At 59.0% G+C, this 19006-nt stretch carries 20 protein-coding genes; 11 read left to right on the top strand and 9 right to left on the bottom strand.

The window, feature by feature from the left end; translation table 11 throughout:
• Nucleotide 1: 1 nt before the first annotated feature.
• The 3 genes from hycC to hycA form a co-directional block, all read right to left on the bottom strand.
• Entirely contained in the window at nt 2–1816 is a 1815-nt protein-coding gene (gene hycC / locus KIF87_RS09980; protein WP_213328638.1) for a formate hydrogenlyase subunit 3, read from the bottom strand.
• Nucleotides 1813–2421, bottom strand: a complete 609-nt coding sequence (locus KIF87_RS09985) for a 4Fe-4S dicluster domain-containing protein (RefSeq protein ID WP_023308971.1) — start codon at nt 2419–2421, stop codon at nt 1813–1815. Before KIF87_RS09985 ends, hycC begins: the two co-directional genes overlap by 4 nt.
• Nucleotides 2422–2491: 70 nt before the next feature.
• Nucleotides 2492–2956: a formate hydrogenlyase regulator HycA gene (gene hycA / locus KIF87_RS09990; protein ID WP_029739532.1), complete on the bottom strand. Its 465-nt coding sequence runs from the start codon at nt 2954–2956 to the stop codon at nt 2492–2494.
• 211 nt (nt 2957–3167) lie between these two features.
• On the opposite strand from hycA, the gene hypA reads away from it, so the two are divergent.
• The 6 genes from hypA to flhA all read left to right on the top strand — a co-directional run bounded on the left by hypA (nt 3168) and on the right by flhA (nt 8916).
• Nucleotides 3168–3518, top strand: a complete 351-nt coding sequence (hypA, locus tag KIF87_RS09995) for a hydrogenase maturation nickel metallochaperone HypA (protein WP_048979273.1) — start codon at nt 3168–3170, stop codon at nt 3516–3518.
• A gap of 3 nt (nt 3519–3521) precedes the next feature.
• Nucleotides 3522–4385, top strand: coding sequence for a hydrogenase nickel incorporation protein HypB (gene hypB / locus KIF87_RS10000; protein WP_213328639.1), 864 nt, complete (start codon nt 3522–3524; stop codon nt 4383–4385).
• Nucleotides 4376–4648, top strand: a complete 273-nt coding sequence (locus tag KIF87_RS10005; protein WP_213328640.1) for a HypC/HybG/HupF family hydrogenase formation chaperone — start codon at nt 4376–4378, stop codon at nt 4646–4648. The genes hypB and KIF87_RS10005 overlap by 10 nt, the downstream gene beginning before the upstream one ends.
• Nucleotides 4649–4650: 2 nt before the next feature.
• Nucleotides 4651–5772, top strand: a complete 1122-nt coding sequence (hypD, locus tag KIF87_RS10010) for a hydrogenase formation protein HypD (protein ID WP_213328641.1) — start codon at nt 4651–4653, stop codon at nt 5770–5772.
• On the top strand, nt 5769–6779 hold the full coding sequence (gene hypE / locus KIF87_RS10015) for a hydrogenase expression/formation protein HypE (RefSeq protein WP_213328642.1): 1011 nt from the start codon (nt 5769–5771) through the stop codon (nt 6777–6779). Before hypD ends, hypE begins: the two co-directional genes overlap by 4 nt.
• Nucleotides 6780–6843: 64 nt before the next feature.
• Nucleotides 6844–8916 carry a formate hydrogenlyase transcriptional activator FlhA gene (gene flhA / locus KIF87_RS10020; protein ID WP_198886234.1) on the top strand — a complete coding sequence of 691 codons (2073 nt, stop codon included), beginning with the start codon at nt 6844–6846 and terminating at the stop codon, nt 8914–8916.
• Here the strand turns inward: flhA and KIF87_RS10025 are convergent.
• The gene (locus KIF87_RS10025; protein ID WP_213328643.1) at nt 8913–9308 is read right to left on the bottom strand and encodes a nitrous oxide-stimulated promoter family protein; all 396 of its coding nucleotides are present in this window, start codon (nt 9306–9308) and stop codon (nt 8913–8915) included. The genes flhA and KIF87_RS10025 overlap by 4 nt on opposite strands.
• Nucleotides 9309–9483: 175 nt before the next feature.
• Between KIF87_RS10025 and KIF87_RS10030 the strand changes: the two genes are divergently transcribed.
• Together KIF87_RS10030 and mutS are read left to right on the top strand one after the other, a co-directional pair.
• A complete protein-coding gene (locus tag KIF87_RS10030; RefSeq protein WP_213328644.1) occupies nt 9484–9714 on the top strand; it encodes a SymE family type I addiction module toxin in 231 nt (76 codons plus the stop codon).
• Nucleotides 9715–9827: 113 nt separating this feature from the next.
• A complete protein-coding gene (mutS, locus tag KIF87_RS10035) occupies nt 9828–12389 on the top strand; it encodes a DNA mismatch repair protein MutS (protein WP_213328645.1) in 2562 nt (853 codons plus the stop codon).
• Nucleotides 12390–12529: 140 nt separating this feature from the next.
• On the opposite strand, the gene KIF87_RS10040 is transcribed toward mutS, so the two are convergent.
• From KIF87_RS10040 to KIF87_RS10050, 3 genes are read right to left on the bottom strand one after another with little or no spacing between them, the layout of a single operon-like run.
• On the bottom strand, nt 12530–12751 hold the full coding sequence (locus tag KIF87_RS10040; protein WP_033146398.1) for a non-oxidative hydroxyarylic acid decarboxylases subunit D: 222 nt from the start codon (nt 12749–12751) through the stop codon (nt 12530–12532).
• Between the two features lie 10 nt (nt 12752–12761).
• Nucleotides 12762–14189, bottom strand: coding sequence for a non-oxidative hydroxyarylic acid decarboxylases subunit C (locus KIF87_RS10045; protein WP_213328646.1), 1428 nt, complete (start codon nt 14187–14189; stop codon nt 12762–12764).
• Nucleotides 14179–14781, bottom strand: coding sequence for a non-oxidative hydroxyarylic acid decarboxylases subunit B (locus KIF87_RS10050; protein ID WP_008499595.1), 603 nt, complete (start codon nt 14779–14781; stop codon nt 14179–14181). Before KIF87_RS10050 ends, KIF87_RS10045 begins: the two co-directional genes overlap by 11 nt.
• Before the next feature lie 171 nt (nt 14782–14952).
• Between KIF87_RS10050 and KIF87_RS10055 the strand changes: the two genes are divergently transcribed.
• Nucleotides 14953–15360, top strand: a complete 408-nt coding sequence (locus KIF87_RS10055) for a MarR family winged helix-turn-helix transcriptional regulator (protein ID WP_023308984.1) — start codon at nt 14953–14955, stop codon at nt 15358–15360.
• Here the strand turns inward: KIF87_RS10055 and KIF87_RS10060 are convergent.
• Nucleotides 15357–16244, bottom strand: a complete 888-nt coding sequence (locus tag KIF87_RS10060; protein WP_213328693.1) for a LysR family transcriptional regulator — start codon at nt 16242–16244, stop codon at nt 15357–15359. The two genes, KIF87_RS10055 and KIF87_RS10060, sit on opposite strands and share 4 nt — an antisense overlap.
• Before the next feature lie 108 nt (nt 16245–16352).
• Between KIF87_RS10060 and KIF87_RS10065 the strand changes: the two genes are divergently transcribed.
• Both KIF87_RS10065 and KIF87_RS10070 read left to right on the top strand, forming a co-directional pair.
• Nucleotides 16353–17555, top strand: coding sequence for an MFS transporter (locus KIF87_RS10065; RefSeq protein WP_213328647.1), 1203 nt, complete (start codon nt 16353–16355; stop codon nt 17553–17555).
• Complete coding sequence (locus KIF87_RS10070; RefSeq protein WP_213328648.1) at nt 17552–17929, top strand: DUF4440 domain-containing protein; 378 nt, start codon at nt 17552–17554, stop codon at nt 17927–17929. The genes KIF87_RS10065 and KIF87_RS10070 overlap by 4 nt, the downstream gene beginning before the upstream one ends.
• 52 nt (nt 17930–17981) lie before the next feature.
• Here KIF87_RS10070 and rpoS read toward each other — a convergent pair whose 3' ends face one another.
• Nucleotides 17982–18974 (bottom strand): RNA polymerase sigma factor RpoS, encoded by a 993-nt coding sequence (gene rpoS, locus KIF87_RS10075; RefSeq protein WP_008499600.1) that lies wholly within the window; start codon nt 18972–18974, stop codon nt 17982–17984.
• Between the last annotated feature and the right edge of the window lie 32 nt (nt 18975–19006).

Raw genomic sequence — 19006 nt, forward strand, 5'->3', positions numbered from 1 at the left:
GTCAGGCTCCTCGTGAAATCACAATGACCACCAGCACCGCCAGCTCGATGACCGCCAGACGGCGGAACAGCACGGGCGCGGCGGCACTCTGCCAGCCGGGTACCCAGCCCACCGGGTTGAGCCAGTGGCGCAGCTTCAGCACGGCGGCGAAGTTCTCCTTCACCGGCATGGCGAAACCGTGGGCGGTGATGACCATCGACTGTTCGTGTTCGTAGCCGCAGGCCCACGCCGCACCGCGCGCGCGGGAGGTGAGCCTGTCGCGTTTGAAGAACAGCATCAGCACGAGCGGCAGCAGCGGTGCGCCAATCAGCAGCAGCGCGATCATCGGCTGAGAGACGGTGGTATTCGCCACGGTCAGCGGCAGCGGAATGGCGTTGCCCAGCAGCGGCAGCAGCCACGGCGCGGCGACGCCGCCCGCGATGCAGCACAGCGCCAGCGCGACTACGCTCACGCCCATCAACAACGGTGCGCAGCAGGCGTTTTCAGCTTCGCGGGTGCGCGGCGCGCCGAGGAAGGTGACGCCATAGACTTTCGCCATGCACATCACCGCCAGCGCCCCGGTAATCGCCAGCCCGACCGCCAGCAGCGGGCCGAGCAGGCGCGCGATAAAGAGATCGCTCTGACCGAGCGCGAAGAAGGACTGATAGATCACCCACTCCCCGGCAAAGCCGTTCAGCGGCGGCAGGGCGGCCATTGCCATCAGCCCGACCAGCATCGCCAGTGAAATCACCGGCATCTTTTTGCCAATCCCGCCCAGCTTTTCGATATCCCGATGACCGGTGCGGAACCAGACGCTGCCCGCCCCGAGGAACAGGGTGCTTTTAAACAGGCTGTGGTTGACGAGGTGATACAGGCCACCGATAAATCCGGCGGCAATCAGCGCCGGATGATTGAGCGCCAGCCCGGCGACACCCGCGCCAATGCCGAGCAGGATGATGCCGATGTTTTCCAGCGTGTGGTACGCCAGCAGGCGCTGGATGTTGTGCTCCATCAGCGCGTACAGGCCGCCGACGAATGCGGTAATCATTCCGGCGACCAGCAGCACAACGCCCCACCACAGCGGCGGCTGTCCGCCGGTCAGCGTAATCGCCAGAATCCCGAACAGCCCCACTTTCATCACCACCACAGAAAACAGCGCGGCGGCGGGCGCGGAGGCATTCGCATGCGCCTGCGGCACCCAGCCGTGCAGCGGGATGATGCCGGCGAGCAGGCCAAAGCCGAGCACGCCCAGCAGCCAGACGTCGTTCCCCAGCGGATGGCCGTTGAGCGCAGCGAAGTCCAGCGTGCCAAAGCGTTGCCACACCAGCCAGCAGGCCAGCGCCAGCAGCAGCGTGCCGAGGCGTCCCAGCGCAAACCACAGCTTGCCGGAGGCGCTGCAGCCCGTCAGGAACACCCCGCACAGCGCCATGATTTCCGCCATCACCACCAGCGCGCCGAGGTTGCTGGCGATAACGGTGCAGACCGCCGTCGCCATCAGCAGGTTAACCAGCAGGCCGTTGGCTTTGGTGTTGGGGTGACGGTGCCAGTCGATATTGAACAGGCTGATAAACACCCCGCACAGGCCAAAGGTCACCAGCCAGATGGCGTTCAGGGGCGTGATCTCCACGGTGTGGCGAATCAGCGGCATTACGGTCTCTGCGGACTGGCCGCCGAGCAGGACAACGCCGCCTGCTGCCAGCGTCATCAGGCTAGCGACCGCCCCGCCGATCCCGGCTATCGCGCCGCTGAGGATTTTATGGAATGAGAAGATCAGCGCCAGAACAGCGGCGGCAGTAAAACAGGCTACCGCGCTGGTAATCATCATCGCCGCGTTCATTTCGCCCCCTCGTTAAGCGCCTGTAGCAGAGATAGGTCGCCAAAATCACTGTTGATGGTCAGCTCGCGTTTACGCTTGCTGGTACGGGCAATGTCGCGAATGTTAACCAGAATCAATGCCTTAGTCGGGCAGGTGCGCACGCAGGCCGGGCCCTGCTCATCGAAGCTGCACAGGTCGCATTTCACCGCAACGGCACGGATGCCGGGCACCCAGTCCAGCAGCGTGCTTACGCGTGCCGGAGCCGGTGGCGCGGGCGGGGCTTTTGGCGAGTTGGCGTTCGCCGGAATGTGCAGCGGACGGCTGCCGGAAAATTCAATCGCGCCGAACGGGCAGGCAATGCCGCACAGCTTGCAGCTTACGCACAGGCTTTCGTTCAGCTGGACAGCGCCATCAACGCGGGTGATGGCATTCACGGGGCAGACGCCCGCGCAGGGGGCGTCTTCACAGTGATGGCAGAGCTGCGGGGCAGACTCTTTTTCATTACGCATGACGTGCAGGCGCGGCATGGACTGCAGCCCATGCAGGCGATGCGTTTCCGAACACGCCGCCTCACAGGTTCGACAGCCAATACAGACCGTCGAGTCAGCAATTACAAAACGGTTCACCGGGTTATCCTCTGGTGATAGTCATTTTTGACGAAAAACTGTCTTGTCGACACTTCTCGACACGCAAGGGTCAGGCCACGTTCGCTGAGGCATTTCCGTCCATCAGCTGCTTCAGGTTGACCGGAAGATCGTGCTCAACGGCGGCGTACAGGCCGTTATAGACCGGCGCGATTTTTTCCAGATAGTGCTCCAGCACCTGCTGGCGATCGCGGTTGCTGACGTGGCCGTCCACCATGCCGTCAGCCATCAGCTGCGCCTTCGCAATACACTGTTTTTCGCCGTCTTTTGTCTCGAGGTGGTACTCAATGGTGTGGCTGTTGAAGTTGTCCGCCAGGGTAACGTTGATGGTGAAATGGCCGAACAGGACGAAGCGCATGTCGCCCTGCGCCGCGCAGCTCATCGCGTGGTGAAGACGTGCTTTCGAGAGGGTTATGCCCTGAACCAGAGAGTTGCAGTAGAGGTGCCACTGGTCCTGCAGCTGCTGATGACGCTGCGCGATGTAATCCGCTTTTTCGCTGATTTCCCAAATAGTCATAGAAGGTATCCGTTTAGTGGAGATAGCGGCTGTTAAGCAGATTCCATGCCAGTTTTTATCTTAATGATTTTAAATGGGTTTTATTGCAAAAGCGCTGTCAACGCCGCGGTGTCGACGTGTCATTTCGACAGCGTTGACATCGTCACGCCTTAACAAAAATCAAGCTGGCACCGTTATTGCATTCAATGGCGCAATTCATTGAGGAGGCGTCATGCACGAAATCACCCTCTGCCAGCGGGCTCTGGAACTTATCGAACAGCAGGCAGTGCAAAACCACGCGAAGCGCGTCACCGGCGTCTGGCTGAAGGTCGGGGCGTTTTCCTGCGTCGAGACCAGCGCCCTGCATTTCTGCTTTGAGCTGGTGTGTCGCGGCACGCTGGCGGAAGGCTGCGAGCTCCATATTGAAGAGCAGCAGGCGGAGTGCTGGTGCGAGCAGTGCCAGCAGTACGTCACCCTGCTGTCATCGAAGGTTCAGCGCTGTCCGCAGTGTCAGAGCACCGGTCTTCGCATCGTGGCGGATGACGGCATGCAGATCCAACGCCTCGAAATCGAGAAGGAGTAAAGTATGTGTAGCACCTGCGGTTGCGCCGAAGGCAACCTGTATATAGAAGGGGATGAACATCACCCCCATTCCGCGTTTCGCTCCGCGCCCTTTTCACCTACCCCACGCCCTTCTGCGGCACTGACCGGTATCACCTTCGCTCCGCAGCGCTCCGAGGCGGGCGACCTGCACTACGGCCACGGGGAGGCGGGGACCCACGCGCCGGGCATCAGCCAGCGCCAGATGCTGGAGGTGGAAATCAACGTGCTGGACAAAAATAACCAGATCGCCGCCCGCAACCGCGCGCGCTTTGCCACCCGCAAACAGCTGGTGCTGAACCTGGTCTCCAGCCCCGGCTCCGGCAAAACCACGCTGCTCACGGAAACGCTCAAGCGCCTGAACGGACGCGTCTCCTGCGCGGTGATCGAAGGCGATCAGCAAACCGTTAACGACGCGGCGCGCATTCGCGAAACCGGCACCCCGGCGATTCAGGTCAATACCGGCAAAGGCTGCCACCTGGATGCGCAGATGATTGCCGATGCGGCCCCGCGCCTGCCGCTGGCGGATAACGGCATTCTGTTTATTGAAAACGTCGGCAACCTGGTCTGCCCGGCGAGCTTCGATCTTGGCGAACGACACAAGGTGGCGGTGCTTTCGGTGACCGAAGGCGAAGACAAGCCGCTGAAGTACCCGCATATGTTTGCCGCCGCGTCCATCATGCTGCTGAACAAAGTTGACCTGCTGCCGTACCTGAATTTCGACGTGGATAAGTGCCTGGCGTATGCCCGTGAAGTGAATCCGGAGATTGAGATCCTGCTGGTCTCCGCCACGCGCGGCGACGGCATGGACGGCTGGCTACAGTGGCTGGAGAACGAACGATGTGCATAGGCGTACCAGGGCAAATTTACGCCATCGACGGTATTCAGGCCAAAGTCGAGGTCTGCGGCATCCTGCGCGACGTAGACCTGACGCTGGTGGGCAGCAGCGATGAAACGGGCGCCTCGCGTCTCGGCCAGTGGGTGCTGGTCCACGTGGGGTTTGCCATGAGCGTGATTAACGAAGCGGAAGCCCGCGACACGCTGGATGCATTGCAAAACATGTTCGACCTAGAGCCGGACGTGGGCGCGCTGCTGTACGGCGAGGAGCGTTAATCATGCGTTACGTTGATGAATACCGCGCGCCGGAGCAGGTGCTGCAGCTTATCGGGCACCTGAAAACGCGCGCGGCGCTGCTGGACTACACGGCGGAAAAACCGCTGCGGATCATGGAGGTGTGCGGCGGACACACGCACGCCATCTTCAAATTTGGCCTCGACCAGCTGCTGCCGGAGAACATCGAGTTTATCCACGGCCCCGGCTGCCCGGTGTGCGTGCTGCCGATGGGGCGCATCGACAGCTGTATTGAAATTGCCAGCCAGCCCGACGTCATTTTCTGCACCTTTGGCGACGCGATGCGCGTGCCGGGGAAAAACGGCTCGCTGCTGCAGGCAAAAGCGCGCGGAGCCGACATCCGGATCGTCTATTCGCCGATGGATGCCCTGACGCTGGCAGAGAATAACCCCGCGCGCAAGGTGGTGTTTTTTGGCCTGGGGTTTGAAACCACCATGCCCGCCACCGCCATCACGCTGCAGCAGGCGAAAGCGCGTAAGCTCGATAACTTTTTCTTTTTCTGCCAGCACATTACGCTCATTCCCACGCTGCGCAGCCTGCTGGAAGAGCCGGGAAACGGGATAGACGCCTTTCTGGCACCGGGGCATGTCAGCATGGTGATTGGCACAGACGCCTACGGTTTTATCGCTGAACAGTACAATCGTCCGTTAGTGGTCGCTGGTTTCGAACCACTTGATCTACTGCAAGGTGTGACCATGCTGGTTGAGCAGAAAATAGCGGCCCTGAGTGCAGTGGAAAACCAGTACCGCCGCGTGGTGCCGGATGCGGGAAATAAACGGGCGCAGCAGGCGATAGCCGACGTGTTTAGCGTCGAAGGCGACAGCGAATGGCGTGGTCTGGGGCTGATTGCCGAATCCGGCGTGCACCTGACGTCAGCCTATCGTGCGTTCGACGCCGAAGCGCATTTCCGCCCGCAGCCGCAGCAGGTTTGCGACGATCCCCGGGCCCGCTGCGGCGACGTGCTCACCGGTAAATGCAAACCTCATCAATGCCCGTTATTTGGCAATACCTGTAACCCGCAAACGGCGTTTGGCGCGCTGATGGTCTCCTCCGAAGGGGCGTGTGCCGCGTGGTATCAGTATCGCAACCAGGAGAGTGAAGCATGAATACGGTTGAAATGGCGCACGGCAGCGGCGGGCTGGCGATGCAGCAGCTGATTAACCGGCTGTTTATGGCGACCTTTAACAACCCCTGGCTCGCTGAACAGGAAGACCAGGCGCGCATTGACCTCGCCACCCTCACCGCCCAGGGCGACAGGCTGGCCTTCTCCACCGACAGCTACGTGATCGATCCGCTGTTCTTCCCCGGTGGGGATATCGGCAAGCTCGCCGTCTGCGGCACGGCGAACGACGTGGCGGTCAGCGGTGCCGTTCCGCGCTACCTCTCCTGCGGGTTTATCCTCGAAGAGGGATTACCGATGGAGACGCTCACGACGGTGGTCAACAGCATGGCGCAGACCGCGCGCGAGGCGGGGATAGCGATCGTCACCGGCGATACCAAAGTGGTGCAGCGCGGCGCGGCCGACAAGCTGTTTATCAACACTGCCGGCATGGGGGCGATCCCCGCCGATATTCACTGGGGCGCGCAGCGGCTTAGCGTAGGCGACGTGCTGATCGTGACCGGAACGCTGGGCTGCCACGGGGCGACCATCCTTAACCTGCGCGAAGGTCTGGGGCTGGACGGGGAGCTGCGCAGCGACTGTGCGGTGCTCACCCCGCTGATTCAGACGCTGCGTGCCGTGCCCGGCGTGAAAGCCCTGCGGGACGCCACGCGAGGCGGCGTGAATGCCGTAGTCCATGAGTTTGCGGCAAGCTGCGGGTACGGGATTGAACTCACCGAGCGCAGCCTGCCCGTTAAGCCTGCCGTTCGCGGCCTTTGCGAGCTGCTGGGCCTTGACCCGCTTAACTTCGCCAACGAAGGCAAACTGGTGATTGGCGTTGAACGCGCGGCCGCGGAAGCCGTTCTTGAACAGCTGCGGGCTCATCCGTCAGGGAAAGAGGCTGCGATGATTGGTGAAGTGGTTGAGCGCAAAGGGGTGCGCCTGACCGGGCTTTATGGCGTGAAGCGGACGCTTGATCTGCCGCACGCGGAACCCTTACCCCGTATTTGCTAGAACCGCGCCAAAAGCGGTCAGCACGGAATGTCTCTTTTTTTGCCAGTTTCTATTGGAAAGCAATATGCCGTATACACCGATGAGCGATCTTGGACAGCAGGGCCTGTTTGACATCACGCGCACACTTTTACAGCAGCCCGACCTCGGTGCGCTGAGCGATGCCCTGACGCGGCTGGTCAGGCAATCGGCGCTGGCGGACAGCGCCGCGATTGTGCTCTGGCATAGCGGAACGCACCGCGCGAGCTACTACTCAACGCGTGATAATGGCAAAACGTTTGAATACGAAGACGAAACGTATCTGGCGCATGGCCCGGTGCGCCGCATCCTCTCCCGTCCTGAAGTGCTGCACTGCAGCTTTGCGGAATTCCGCCAGGCGTGGCCGAGGCTGGCGGAAAGCAACCTCTATCAGCCTTTCGGGCATTACTGCATGTTGCCGCTGGCGGCAGAGGGCCAGATTTTTGGCGGATGCGAGTTTATCCGCACCACCGACCAGCCCTGGAGCGAGGCGGAGTACGAGCGCCTGCACACCTTTACCCAGATTGTGGCCGTGGTGGCTGAGCAGATCCAAAGCCGCGTCACCAATAATGTCGATTACGACCTGCTGAGCCGCGAGCGCGACAACTTCCGCATTCTGGTCGCCATCACCAACGCCGTGCTGTCACGGCTCGACATGGATGAGCTGGTCAGCGAAGTCTCGAAAGAGATCCACCACTATTTCAAAATCGACGCTATCAGCATTGCGCTTCGCGGCCATCGCAAGGGCAAGCTGAACATCTACTCCACGCATTATCTCGATGAAGCCAACCCGGCGCACGAGCAGAGCGAAGTGGATGAAGCGGGCACCCTTTCTGAACGGGTCTTCAAAAGCAAAGAGATCCTTCTGCTCAATCTGAACGAGCAGGACCCGGTCGCGCCGTACGAGCGAATGCTGTTCAACACCTGGGGCAATAAAATTCAGACCCTGTGCCTGCTGCCGCTGATGTCCGGCAACACCATGCTGGGCGTGCTGAAGCTGGCGCAGTGCGAGGAAGGCGTGTTCACCACCGCCAACCTGAAGCTGCTGCGCCAGATCGCCGAGCGTATCTCTATTGCCCTGGATAACGCCCTCGCCTATCAGGAGATCCATCGCCTGAAAGAGCGGCTGGTGGATGAGAACCTGGCCCTGACCGAACAGCTCAACAACGTGGACAGCGAGTTTGGTGAAATCATCGGGCGCAGCGATGCCATGTACAGCGTGCTTAAGCAGGTTGAGATGGTGGCGCAAAGCGACAGCACGGTGCTGATCCTCGGCGAAACCGGGACGGGTAAAGAGCTGATTGCCCGCGCCATCCACAACCTGAGCAACCGCAATAGCCGCCGGATGGTGAAGATGAACTGCGCCGCGATGCCTGCGGGACTGCTGGAAAGCGATCTGTTCGGCCACGAGCGCGGCGCATTCACCGGGGCCAGCAGCCAGCGGCTGGGCCGTTTTGAGCTGGCGGACAAAAGCTCGCTGTTCCTCGACGAAGTGGGCGATATGCCGCTGGAGCTACAGCCGAAACTGCTGCGCGTCCTGCAGGAGCAAGAGTTTGAGCGCCTTGGCAGCAACAAGCTTATCCAGACCGACGTGCGGCTGATTGCCGCGACCAACCGTGACCTGAAAAAAATGGTCGCCGACCGCGAGTTTCGCAGCGACCTTTACTATCGCCTGAACGTCTTCCCGATCTTCCTGCCGCCGCTGCGCGAACGCCCGGAGGATATCCCCCTGCTGGTCAAAGCCTTTACCGCGAAGATCGCGCGCCGGATGGGGCGAAACATCGACAGTATTCCTGCCGAGACGTTGCGTACCCTTTCATCGATGGAATGGCCGGGCAACGTGCGCGAGCTGGAAAACGTCATTGAGCGCGCGGTGCTGCTGACGCGCGGTAACGTGCTGCAACTCTCCCTGCCTGAGGTTACGCTTCCTGACGTAACCGCGCCCGCCGCCGAGACCGCAAAAGAGGGAGAAGATGAATATCAGCTCATTATGCGCGTGCTGAAAGAGACCAACGGCGTGGTCGCCGGACCAAAAGGTGCCGCCCAGCGGCTGGGGTTAAAACGCACCACCCTGCTGTCGCGCATGAAGCGTCTCGGGATTGATAAAGAGAGCCTGGTTTAATCTGTTTCGCCTGGCGGTAGTTCTCTGTTACCGCCTTTGGCGAGGACCTCTTTTTTCGGACGGTACTTCTCCGGCAGTTCCGGTACAGGGCGACGGTCATCAATCAGATGACGAATAGTCAGGATGGGGTGACGCCATAACATACGCGGACCCGCCCAGCGCATAACCTGTTTCATCTCTTCACGTCTGGCAGGCTGGTAGCAGTGTACCGGACACTGCTTGCAGGCAGGCTTGTCCTCACCGAAAACGCACTTATCCAGGCGCTTATCGGCATACGCGTTGAGCGCCTGATAATGCCCTTCCTCCTGAGATGCCTGTGGGCACTGCTTTTCATACAACGCGATCATTTTCGCGATGGTCTCTTTTTCTCGTGAGATACGTTTACCGGACATAACGGCTTACCGAATAATAAAGTGCATTAATAATACACCTTTCACCACTGGATTTCAGCGGTTGCATTTCGTTTCCTGAAGCCTGATTCCAGTTTTAGCCCTACACCGGCCGACAATCACTGGTATTTTATACAGGCATCAGAAATAACCTTTGTCAGTGTTGTCTGGAGACCCTATGCAAGAGCTCACGATCGGCAAACCCTATCGCCATTTAAAAGTGGGATATTTTAGAAAGCGCCATGAAGACCGCAATACCAAGATACCGAAGCGCTACAGCGTGCATGCGGCGCTGAGCTTAAAAGGTGACTGGCTTGAAAAGGCGGGGTTTACGACCCATTCCAGAGTCAGAGTGGGCGTAGAGCATGGAAAAATTGTCATCGAATTAATGTCGGAAGGCGCCTCGTAAAGCCACGACATTTTTCTGCGCCGGACCTTTTTTTCATGCGACAATAGAAGGAACAAACGGCCACTGAGCCGATCAAAACGGTTTATTTTCAAAGAAATGGACATCATAACTCCATGAGCACAATCGACAATTTCGACGCACATACGCCGATGATGCAGCAGTATCTGAAGCTGAAAGCACAGCATCCGGAAATCCTGCTGTTTTACCGTATGGGTGATTTTTACGAGCTGTTTTATGACGATGCTAAGCGTGCATCGCAGCTGCTCGACATCTCGCTGACCAAACGTGGCGCATCGGCAGGCGAACCCATCCCTATGGCAGGTATCCCGCACCACGCGGTAGAAAACTACCTGGCGAAGCTGGTGAATCAGGGTGAGTCCGTCGCCATCTGCGAACAGATCGGCGATCCGGCGACCTCAAAAGGCCCGGTGGAACGCAAAGTCGTGCGCATCGTCACGCCTGGCACCATCAGTGATGAAGCCCTGTTACAGGAGCGCCAGGATAACCTGCTGGCAGCGCTGTGGCAGGACGGTAAAGGCTTTGGCTACGCGACGCTGGATATCAGCTCCGGACGTTTTCGTCTGAGTGAACCGGCTGACCGTGAAACGATGGCAGCCGAACTGCAGCGCACCAACCCGGCAGAATTGCTCTATGCCGAAGATTTCGCCGAGATGGCGCTGATTGAAGGTCGCCGCGGGTTGCGTCGTCGTCCGCTGTGGGAATTCGAAATTGATACCGCGCGCCAGCAGCTGAATCTGCAGTTTGGCACCCGCGATCTGATTGGCTTTGGCGTTGAAAATGCCCCGCGCGGGCTGTGTGCGGCAGGGTGTCTCCTGCAGTATGTAAAAGATACCCAGCGCACCTCCCTGCCGCATATCCGCTCAATCACCATGGAGCGCCAGCAGGACAGCATCATCATGGATGCCGCCACGCGCCGTAACCTGGAGATCACGCAGAACCTGGCGGGTGGCGTAGAAAATACGCTCGCGTCCGTCCTCGACAGTACGGTGACGCCAATGGGCAGCCGCATGCTGAAACGCTGGCTGCATATGCCGATCCGCGATACCGATACGCTGGTTTGCCGTCAGCAGACGATTGCTGCGCTGCAGGATCGCTATACCGAGCTGCAGCCGGTCCTGCGCCAGGTGGGCGATCTGGAGCGTATCCTTGCTCGTCTGGCACTGCGAACAGCTCGACCACGCGACCTCGCGCGGATGCGTCATGCTTTCCAGCAGCTGCCGGAACTGCGTGCGCAGCTGAGTGACGTTGACAGCGCACCGGTGCAGAAACTCCGCGAAACCATGGGCGAGTTTACCGAGCTTCGCGAACTGCTGGAGCGCGCCATTATCGATGCGCCTCCGGTTCTGGTGCGTGATGGCGGCGTGATTGCCCCAGGCTACAACGAAGAGCTGGACGAATGGCGCGCGCTGGCCGACGGTGCGACGGACTACCTCGACAAGCTGGAAATCCGCGAGCGCGAACGTCTCGGGCTCGACACCCTGAAAGTGGGGTATAACGCGGTACACGGTTACTATATTCAGATCAGCCGCGGGCAGAGCCACCTGGCGCCGATTCACTACGTGCGTCGCCAGACGTTGAAAAACGCCGAACGCTACATCATTCCTGAACTGAAAGAGTACGAAGACAAAGTCCTCACCTCGAAAGGTAAGGCGCTGGCGCTGGAAAAACAGCTTTATGACGAGCTGTTCGACATGCTGATGCCGCACCTGGCCGACCTGCAACTGAGCGCCAGCGCGCTGGCGGAGCTGGACGTGCTGGTGAATCTGGCAGAACGCGCTGAAACGCTGAACTATACCTGCCCAACCTTTACCGACAAGCCCGGCATTCGTATCACAGAAGGCCGTCACCCGGTGGTAGAGCAGGTGCTGAACGAACCGTTCATCGCTAACCCGCTGAGCCTGTCACCGCAGAGAAGAATGCTGATCATTACCGGTCCGAACATGGGCGGTAAGAGTACCTATATGCGGCAGACGGCGCTGATTGCGCTGCTCGCGTATATCGGCAGCTACGTCCCGGCGCAAAACGTGGAGATTGGCCCAATCGACCGCATCTTTACCCGCGTCGGGGCAGCGGACGATCTGGCGAGCGGTCGCTCAACCTTCATGGTCGAGATGACCGAAACGGCAAACATTCTGCATAACGCGACGGAGCATAGCCTGGTGCTGATGGACGAAGTCGGACGCGGAACATCAACCTATGATGGTCTGTCGCTGGCATGGGCCTGTGCGGAAAGCCTCGCGAATAAAATCAAGGCCATGACGCTGTTCGCCACCCACTATTTCGAACTGACGCAGCTGCCGGAGAAAATGGAAGGGGTTGCGAACGTTCATCTGGATGCGCTGGAGCACGGCGATACCATTGCCTTCATGCACACGGTGCAGGATGGCGCGGCGAGCAAGAGCTATGGCCTGGCCGTCGCGGCGCTGGCAGGTGTGCCGAAGGACGTGATCAAGCGCGCGCGTCAAAAACTGCGTGAGCTGGAAAGTCTGTCACCGAATGCGGCGGCGACGCAGATTGATGGCACCCAGATGTCGCTGCTGGTGCCTGCGGAAGAGACGTCGCCAGCGGTGGAAGCACTGGAGAACCTCGACCCGGATTCACTGACGCCGCGTCAGGCGCTGGAGTGGATTTATCGGTTGAAGAGTCTGGTTTAGTTTTCTGCGGTCTGTTTTGTCGGGTGGCGGCTTCGCCTTACCCGACCTACAAAACCGTAGGCCCGGTAAGCGCAGCGCCACCGGGCAAAAGACCGCACGATATTATCGCCCGGTAAGGCGAAGCCGCCACCGGGCTTTTTTTACAACAGCGGCGGGATCGTCGGCACCTGCGGTGCCTCGTCAATATCCTTCTGCGTCATGCGAAACGCTTCCGGGTAATGCTCGCGGCTGGTACGGCGCAGCGGTTCAGTATTGCGCCAGGTATACAAACAATGCTGGCACTGGTAAACGGTCCAGACCCCTTTTACCGGCGACGTCGCCATCACTTCAATATGCTCATCGGCACAACGTGGACAAATCATCTTTTCCTCCTTATTGGCGTGCTGCCATCATTGCGGTCAGTTTTTCGGCCCAGGCTTTGGTTTCAGGCAGATCCTGTACCGGCTGGCTGTAGTGGCCTCGGGTGTCCGGTGCAACCGGCGTGGTGGCATCGATAATCAGCTTGTCGGTAATGCCCGCCGGGCTGGAGCCAGGGTCAAGCTCGAGGACCGACATGTTCGGCAGCTGCACCAGATCCCCTGCCGGGTTCACTTTTGACGACAGCGCCCACATCACCTGTGGGAGGTTGAACGGATCGACATCCTCATCCACCATGATTACCATCTTCACGTAGCCCAGACCGTGCGGCGTGGTCATGGCGCGTAAACCGACCGCGCGGGCAAAACCGCCGTAGCGTTTTTTGGTGGAAATAATCGCCAGCAGACCGTGGGTGTACATCGCGTTCACCGCCTGCACTTCCGGGAATTCCGCTTTCAGCTGCTGGTAGAGCGGCACGCAGGTAGCCGGTCCCATCAGATAGTCAATCTCGGTCCAGGGCATGCCGAGGTAGAGCGACTCAAAAATCGGTTTGGTGCGGTAAGAGACTTTGTCGATACGGACCACCGTCATGTTACGGCCACCGGAATAGTGTCCGGTAAACTCGCCAAACGGCCCTTCGATTTCACGCTTGCGGCCCTCAATCACCCCTTCCAGGATCACTTCAGAACCCCAGGGCACATCAAAGCCGGTCAGCGGCGCGGTGGCAATCGGGTACGGGCTTTCGCGCAGCGCACCGGCCATTTCATACTCGGACTGATCGTATTTCAGCGGCGTGGCGCCCATCAGGGTGATGATAGGGTCGTTGCCCAGCGTAATCGCAATCGGCAGGTCTTCACCGCGCTCTTCCGCTTTATGCAGATGCAGAGCGATATCGTGCATCGGAACCGGCTGGAGGCCGAGCTTGCGCTTGCCCTTCACTTCCATGCGGTAGATCCCGACGTTCTGCTTGCCGAAGTGGTCCGGGTCGAGCGGATCGCGCGAGACAACGCACGCTTTATCGAGATAAAAACCGCCGTCACCGTCGTTCAGGCGAAACAGCGGCAGGATATCGAACAGGTTAATGTCTTCACCGTCCACCGTATTCTGCGCCCAGGCCGGGTTGGCGCGGCGCTCCGGTGTGACGGGGAATTTATCCCAGCGGCGGATAAACTCGTCGATCTGTTTTTTTACCGGGGTGTTCGCAGGAAGCCCCATCGAAATAGCGTGGTTCTGCCAGGAGCCGATGGTGTTCATCACCACGCGGGCATCGGTAAAGCCACGAATATTATCAAACCACAGCGCGGGCGCGCCGTCGCCAATGCGGCCGGTCGCGTTGGCGGCCGCCGCCAGATCGGGCTCGGCGTTTACCTCTTCCTCAATTTTCAGCAGCTGCCCTTGCTCATCGAGCGCCTGCAGGAAGCTTCTCAAATCATCAAATGCCATCTTTATTCTCCTGTGAAAAATGTTTCGCCTCCCGCAGCCCGTTCCAGCGGCGCGCCTTTTTATGCTCCAGACCGAACTGGTCGAGCACGCGGGTCACAATATGCTGGGTAATGTCATCAGCGGTTTGCGGGTGGTTGTAATAGGCAGGCATGGGCGGCACCATCGCCACGCCCATGCGGGAAAGGGCAAGCATGTTCTCAAGATGAATGGTGCTGAGCGGCGTTTCACGGGGAACCAGCACCAGCTTGCGCCCCTCTTTCAGCACCACGTCCGCCGCACGTCCCACCAGCCCTTCGGCGTAGCCCGCGCGGATACCCGCCAGCGTTTTCATGCTGCAGGGAATGACGATCATGCCGTCGGTGCGAAACGAGCCGGAGGAGATGGTGGCGGCCTGGTCAGCCGGACTGTGGACAACGTCAGCCAGGGCAGCAACGTCCTGCGCGGTGTAAGGCGTTTCCAGCTCAATGGTGGTTTTTGCCCACTTCGACATCACCAGATGCGTCTCCACCTCCGGCATTTCCCGCAGCGCCTGCAGCAGCGCCACGCCCAGCGGCGCGCCCGTTGCTCCCGTCATTCCTACTATCAATCTCATTCATCACCTCAATAATTTGTTCGTGTACGAACATTATAAATAAGCTACTCCTGGATTGTTTTCCTGACAAGATCGTTCGCATACGATCACACGAATGGCTAAAAAATGCCGCGTTAAAATTGAGAGCAATAGCGGCTATCATAGGGGGAGATTTTTTCCGTCGGAGTGTTCATGGAACTAAGACAAGAGGCGTTCCACCTGTTACGTCAGCTTTTTCAACAGCATACCGCGCAGTGGCAACATGCCTTACCGGAACTAACCAAGCCACAGTATGCGGTTATGCGCTCCATTGCCGAGCATCCGGGTATTGAACAGGTGGCATTGACCGAAGTGGCGGTCAGCACAAAAGCGACCCTGGCGGAGATGCTCAGCCGCATGGAGGCGCGCGGTCTGGTCAAACGCGAGCACGATCCGGCCGATAAGCGCCGCCGGTTTGTCTTCCTGACGCCGGAAGGTGAAGCCCTGCTTGCAGGCTGTAAACCGGTTGGCAACGAGGTGGATGAGGCGTTTTTAGGACGTCTTAACAAGGCCGAGCGGGAGCAGTTCTCCGCGCTCATCAAAAAGATGATGCACGATTAATTCACGCTGGCGCGCATAAAATCGATAAAGGTGCGCACTTTCGCTGACACATGCCGGGCATCGGGATAAACCGCATAGATGCCCTGCTGCGCAAAGGTATATTTCGGTAAAACCGGGACCAGTTTTCCCGCATCAAGCGCATCGCGCGCCAGCCATTCCGGCAGTAACGCCACGCCTCCGCCTGCGAGCGCAAAAGCCATAAGAGCCTGAGCGCTGTCGGCAAACAGCCACGGCGCTTTTTTTATCTCCAGCATTTCAGGTGCACCGCTGGCATCTCTCACCTGCCAGCGCAGCGGCGAGGCCAGACGCTCATGAATAATCCAGTCCGCGTGGGCCAGCTGCGCGAGCGTGTCGATCGGGTGGTTAACGAGCCACCCGGGCGTCGCGACGGGGAGAATGGAGAAATGCGAAATCAGCGCGGCGTGGTTGCGCGAATCGGCAAGCGTTCCCAGCCGGATGGCCACGTCAAAGCGCTCCGAGATCAGGTCGGCGTGCAGGGACGACGAAACATGCCGCACGCGAAGATCCGGGTGCTGCTGGCTAAACCTGGCCAGCAGCGGTACCACCACCTGTGAGCCATACTCGGGCGTAGTGGTGATCCGCAGCTCCCCCGTGAGCCCCGCATGATTCGCGCGGACATCATCCTGCAGCCGTTCCGCATCCTTCAGAAGCGCCACGCTGCGCTGATGAAAAAGTGCGCCCGCCTCGGTTAACGTCAGGCGGCGGGTGGAGCGCAGCAGCAGCGTAACGCCCAGCTCATCTTCAAGCTGGCGAATATTGAAGCTGACCACGGCTTTTGTCAGCCCCATCGCCTCGGCTGCGGCAGTGAAGCTGCCGGTGTCGGCCACCGCGACAAACATCTGCGTCCGCTGTAAGTTAATCATCATCACGCCCTTTACTGTCAAAATATTTTTGACAGTATATCGCGCTTTGTCAGGTTTATCCGTGCTTCCCGGCTGGATACGATACGCCACCTCACCGGAGGATCCACCATGACGTATCGCAGCAAAGTCGCCGTTGTTTATCTGCTGGGCTTTTTTCTTGATTTGATCAACATGTTTATTGCCAGCGTCGCGTTCCCGGCAATGGCTCACGCCTTTAACACCACGCCTTCAGCCCTTGCCTGGGTCAGTAACGGATACATTGCCGGCCTGACGCTGGTGATCCCGTTCAGCAGCGTGCTCACGCGACGCATCGGGCCAAAGCGCGTCATCCTGCTCTCGCTTTTTCTGTTCAGCGCAGCCTCCGCAGCGGCGGGCCTGTCTGCAACGCTTGAAGGTCTGATCGCCTGGCGAGTGATCCAGGGCGTGGGAGGAGGATTATTGATCCCTGTCGGACAGGCGCTGACCTGGCAACAGTATAAGCCTCACGAGCGGGCCCGACTCTCCTCGGCGGTAATGCTGGTCGCGCTGCTTGCTCCGGCCTGCTCCCCGGCTATCGGAGGACTGCTGGTGCAGACGCTAGGCTGGCGATGGATATTTTTCGCCACGCTGCCGGTCGCTATCGTGACCTTTGTTTTAGCCTGCCTGTGGCTTAAACACGAAATGCCCGCGATGAAAGCGGCCAGACTGCTAAACCTGTCGTTGCTCGCGGACCCACTTTTGCGTTTTTCCATGCTTGTTTATTTATGCGTTCCTGGCGTATTTATTGGGGTGAACGTCACGGGCATGTTTTATCTTCAGCACGTGGCGAACATGAGCCCCGCCGCAACGGGGATGCTTATGCTGCCGTGGTCCGTAGCATCGTTTATCGCCATCACGGCAACGGGACGCTATTTTAACCGTATCGGCCCCCGACCGCTGATCGTCATCGGCTGCCTGCTGCAGGCGACGGGTATCCTGCTTTTGATTAACGTTAGTTCGGCTACGCTGCTGCCTGCCGCGGCGTTTACCCTGATGGGCGCGGGGGGAAGCCTGTGTAGCAGTACGGCTCAGAGCAGCGCTTTTCTGACGACGCGCCGGGAAGAGATGCCGGATGCCAGCGCGCTGTGGAATCTTAATCGTCAGCTGAGCTTTTTTGCCGGAGCCCTGCTGCTGGCGCAGGCGCTGAACCTGGCGCAGGCCTGGCTGCCACCGCTCGCCGCCTGGCACGGGATGTTTATTTTTGCCGCAGGCATGACCTTGCTGCCTGTACTGTACGTTTTTCGTCTTAACAATACGCAGGTGCTCACCCAGCTGCGACAGGAGAATTCATGACGCCTTTCGAACACGACATTATCGACCTCCACATTGCGCTTGAAGACTGGTTAGGCAAAGGTGAAGGTGATTCCGACGCCCTGCTCGCCCGCTTCCGTCCAGATTTCCTGATGATCCCCCCGGGCGGCGTTCATATCGACTATGCCGGTCTGGTCAGTTTTCTGGTAAAACAGCGCGGAAGCCGTCCCGGACTGAAGATCATCATTGACGAATTATCCACGATCGAGCGCTGGGATCGTGGCGCGGTGCTGCACTACCGGGAAACGCAAACCCGGCCAGACCTGCCTGACAACGTGCGCTGGTCAACCGCGGTGCTCAATCAGGAAGGCGATCGGATAGTGTGGCGCCTGCTGCACGAAACGGCGCAGCCGTAGCGCAAAAGAAAAAGGCCCGTCTCACGACGGGCCTTTTTTGACGAAAGGTTGCTTATTCGCGGAACAGCGCTTCGATATTCAGACCTTGCCCCTGCAGGATTTCACGCAGGCGGCGCAGACCTTCAACCTGAATCTGACGAACACGTTCACGGGTCAGGCCAATTTCGCGGCCGACGTCTTCCAGTGTCGCAGCTTCATACCCCAGTAAACCGAAACGACGTGCCAGCACTTCACGCTGTTTGGCGTTCAGCTCGAACAGCCATTTGACGATGCTCTGCTTCATGTCATCGTCCTGCGTGGTGTCTTCCGGACCGTTGTCTTTTTCATCGGCCAGGATGTCCAGCAGCGCTTTTTCGGAGTCGCCACCCAGCGGGGTGTCAACGGAGGTAATGCGCTCGTTGAGACGCAGCATACGGCTTACGTCATCAACCGGTTTATCGAGTTGTTCGGCAATTTCTTCTGCGCTTGGCTCGTGGTCCAGTTTATGGGACAACTCGCGCGCGGTGCGCAGATAAACGTTCAACTCTTTGACGATGTGAATCGGCAGGCGGATCGTACGGGTCTGGTTCATAATAGCCCGTTCGATGGTCTGACGAATCCACCAGGTCGCGTAGGTTGAGAAACGGAACCCGCGTTCCGGGTCAAACTTCTCAACTGCGCGGATGAGACCTAAGTTGCCCTCTTCAATCAGATCCAGCAGAGCCAGACCACGATTGCCGTAACGGCGGGCAATTTTCACGACCAGTCGCAGGTTACTTTCAATCATACGACGACGCGAGGCCACATCACCACGCAAAGCACGACGTGCGAAATAGACTTCTTCTTCGGCCGTTAGCAGTGGGGAGTAACCAATCTCCCCAAGGTAAAGCTGAGTCGCGTCCAGTACACGCTGTGTGGCGCCCTGCGATAACAGCTCTTCTTCAGCCAAATCGTTATCACTGGGTTCCTCTTCTACTAAGGCTTTTTCGTCAAAAGCCTCTACTCCGTTCTCATCAAATTCCGCGTCTTCATTTAAATCATGAACTTTCAGCGTATTCTGACTCATAAGGTGGCTCCTACCCGTGATCCCTGAACGAG

It is taken from the genome of Enterobacter sp. 120016 (assembly GCF_018383635.1).
Lineage (GTDB): Bacteria > Pseudomonadota > Gammaproteobacteria > Enterobacterales > Enterobacteriaceae > Enterobacter > Enterobacter asburiae_D.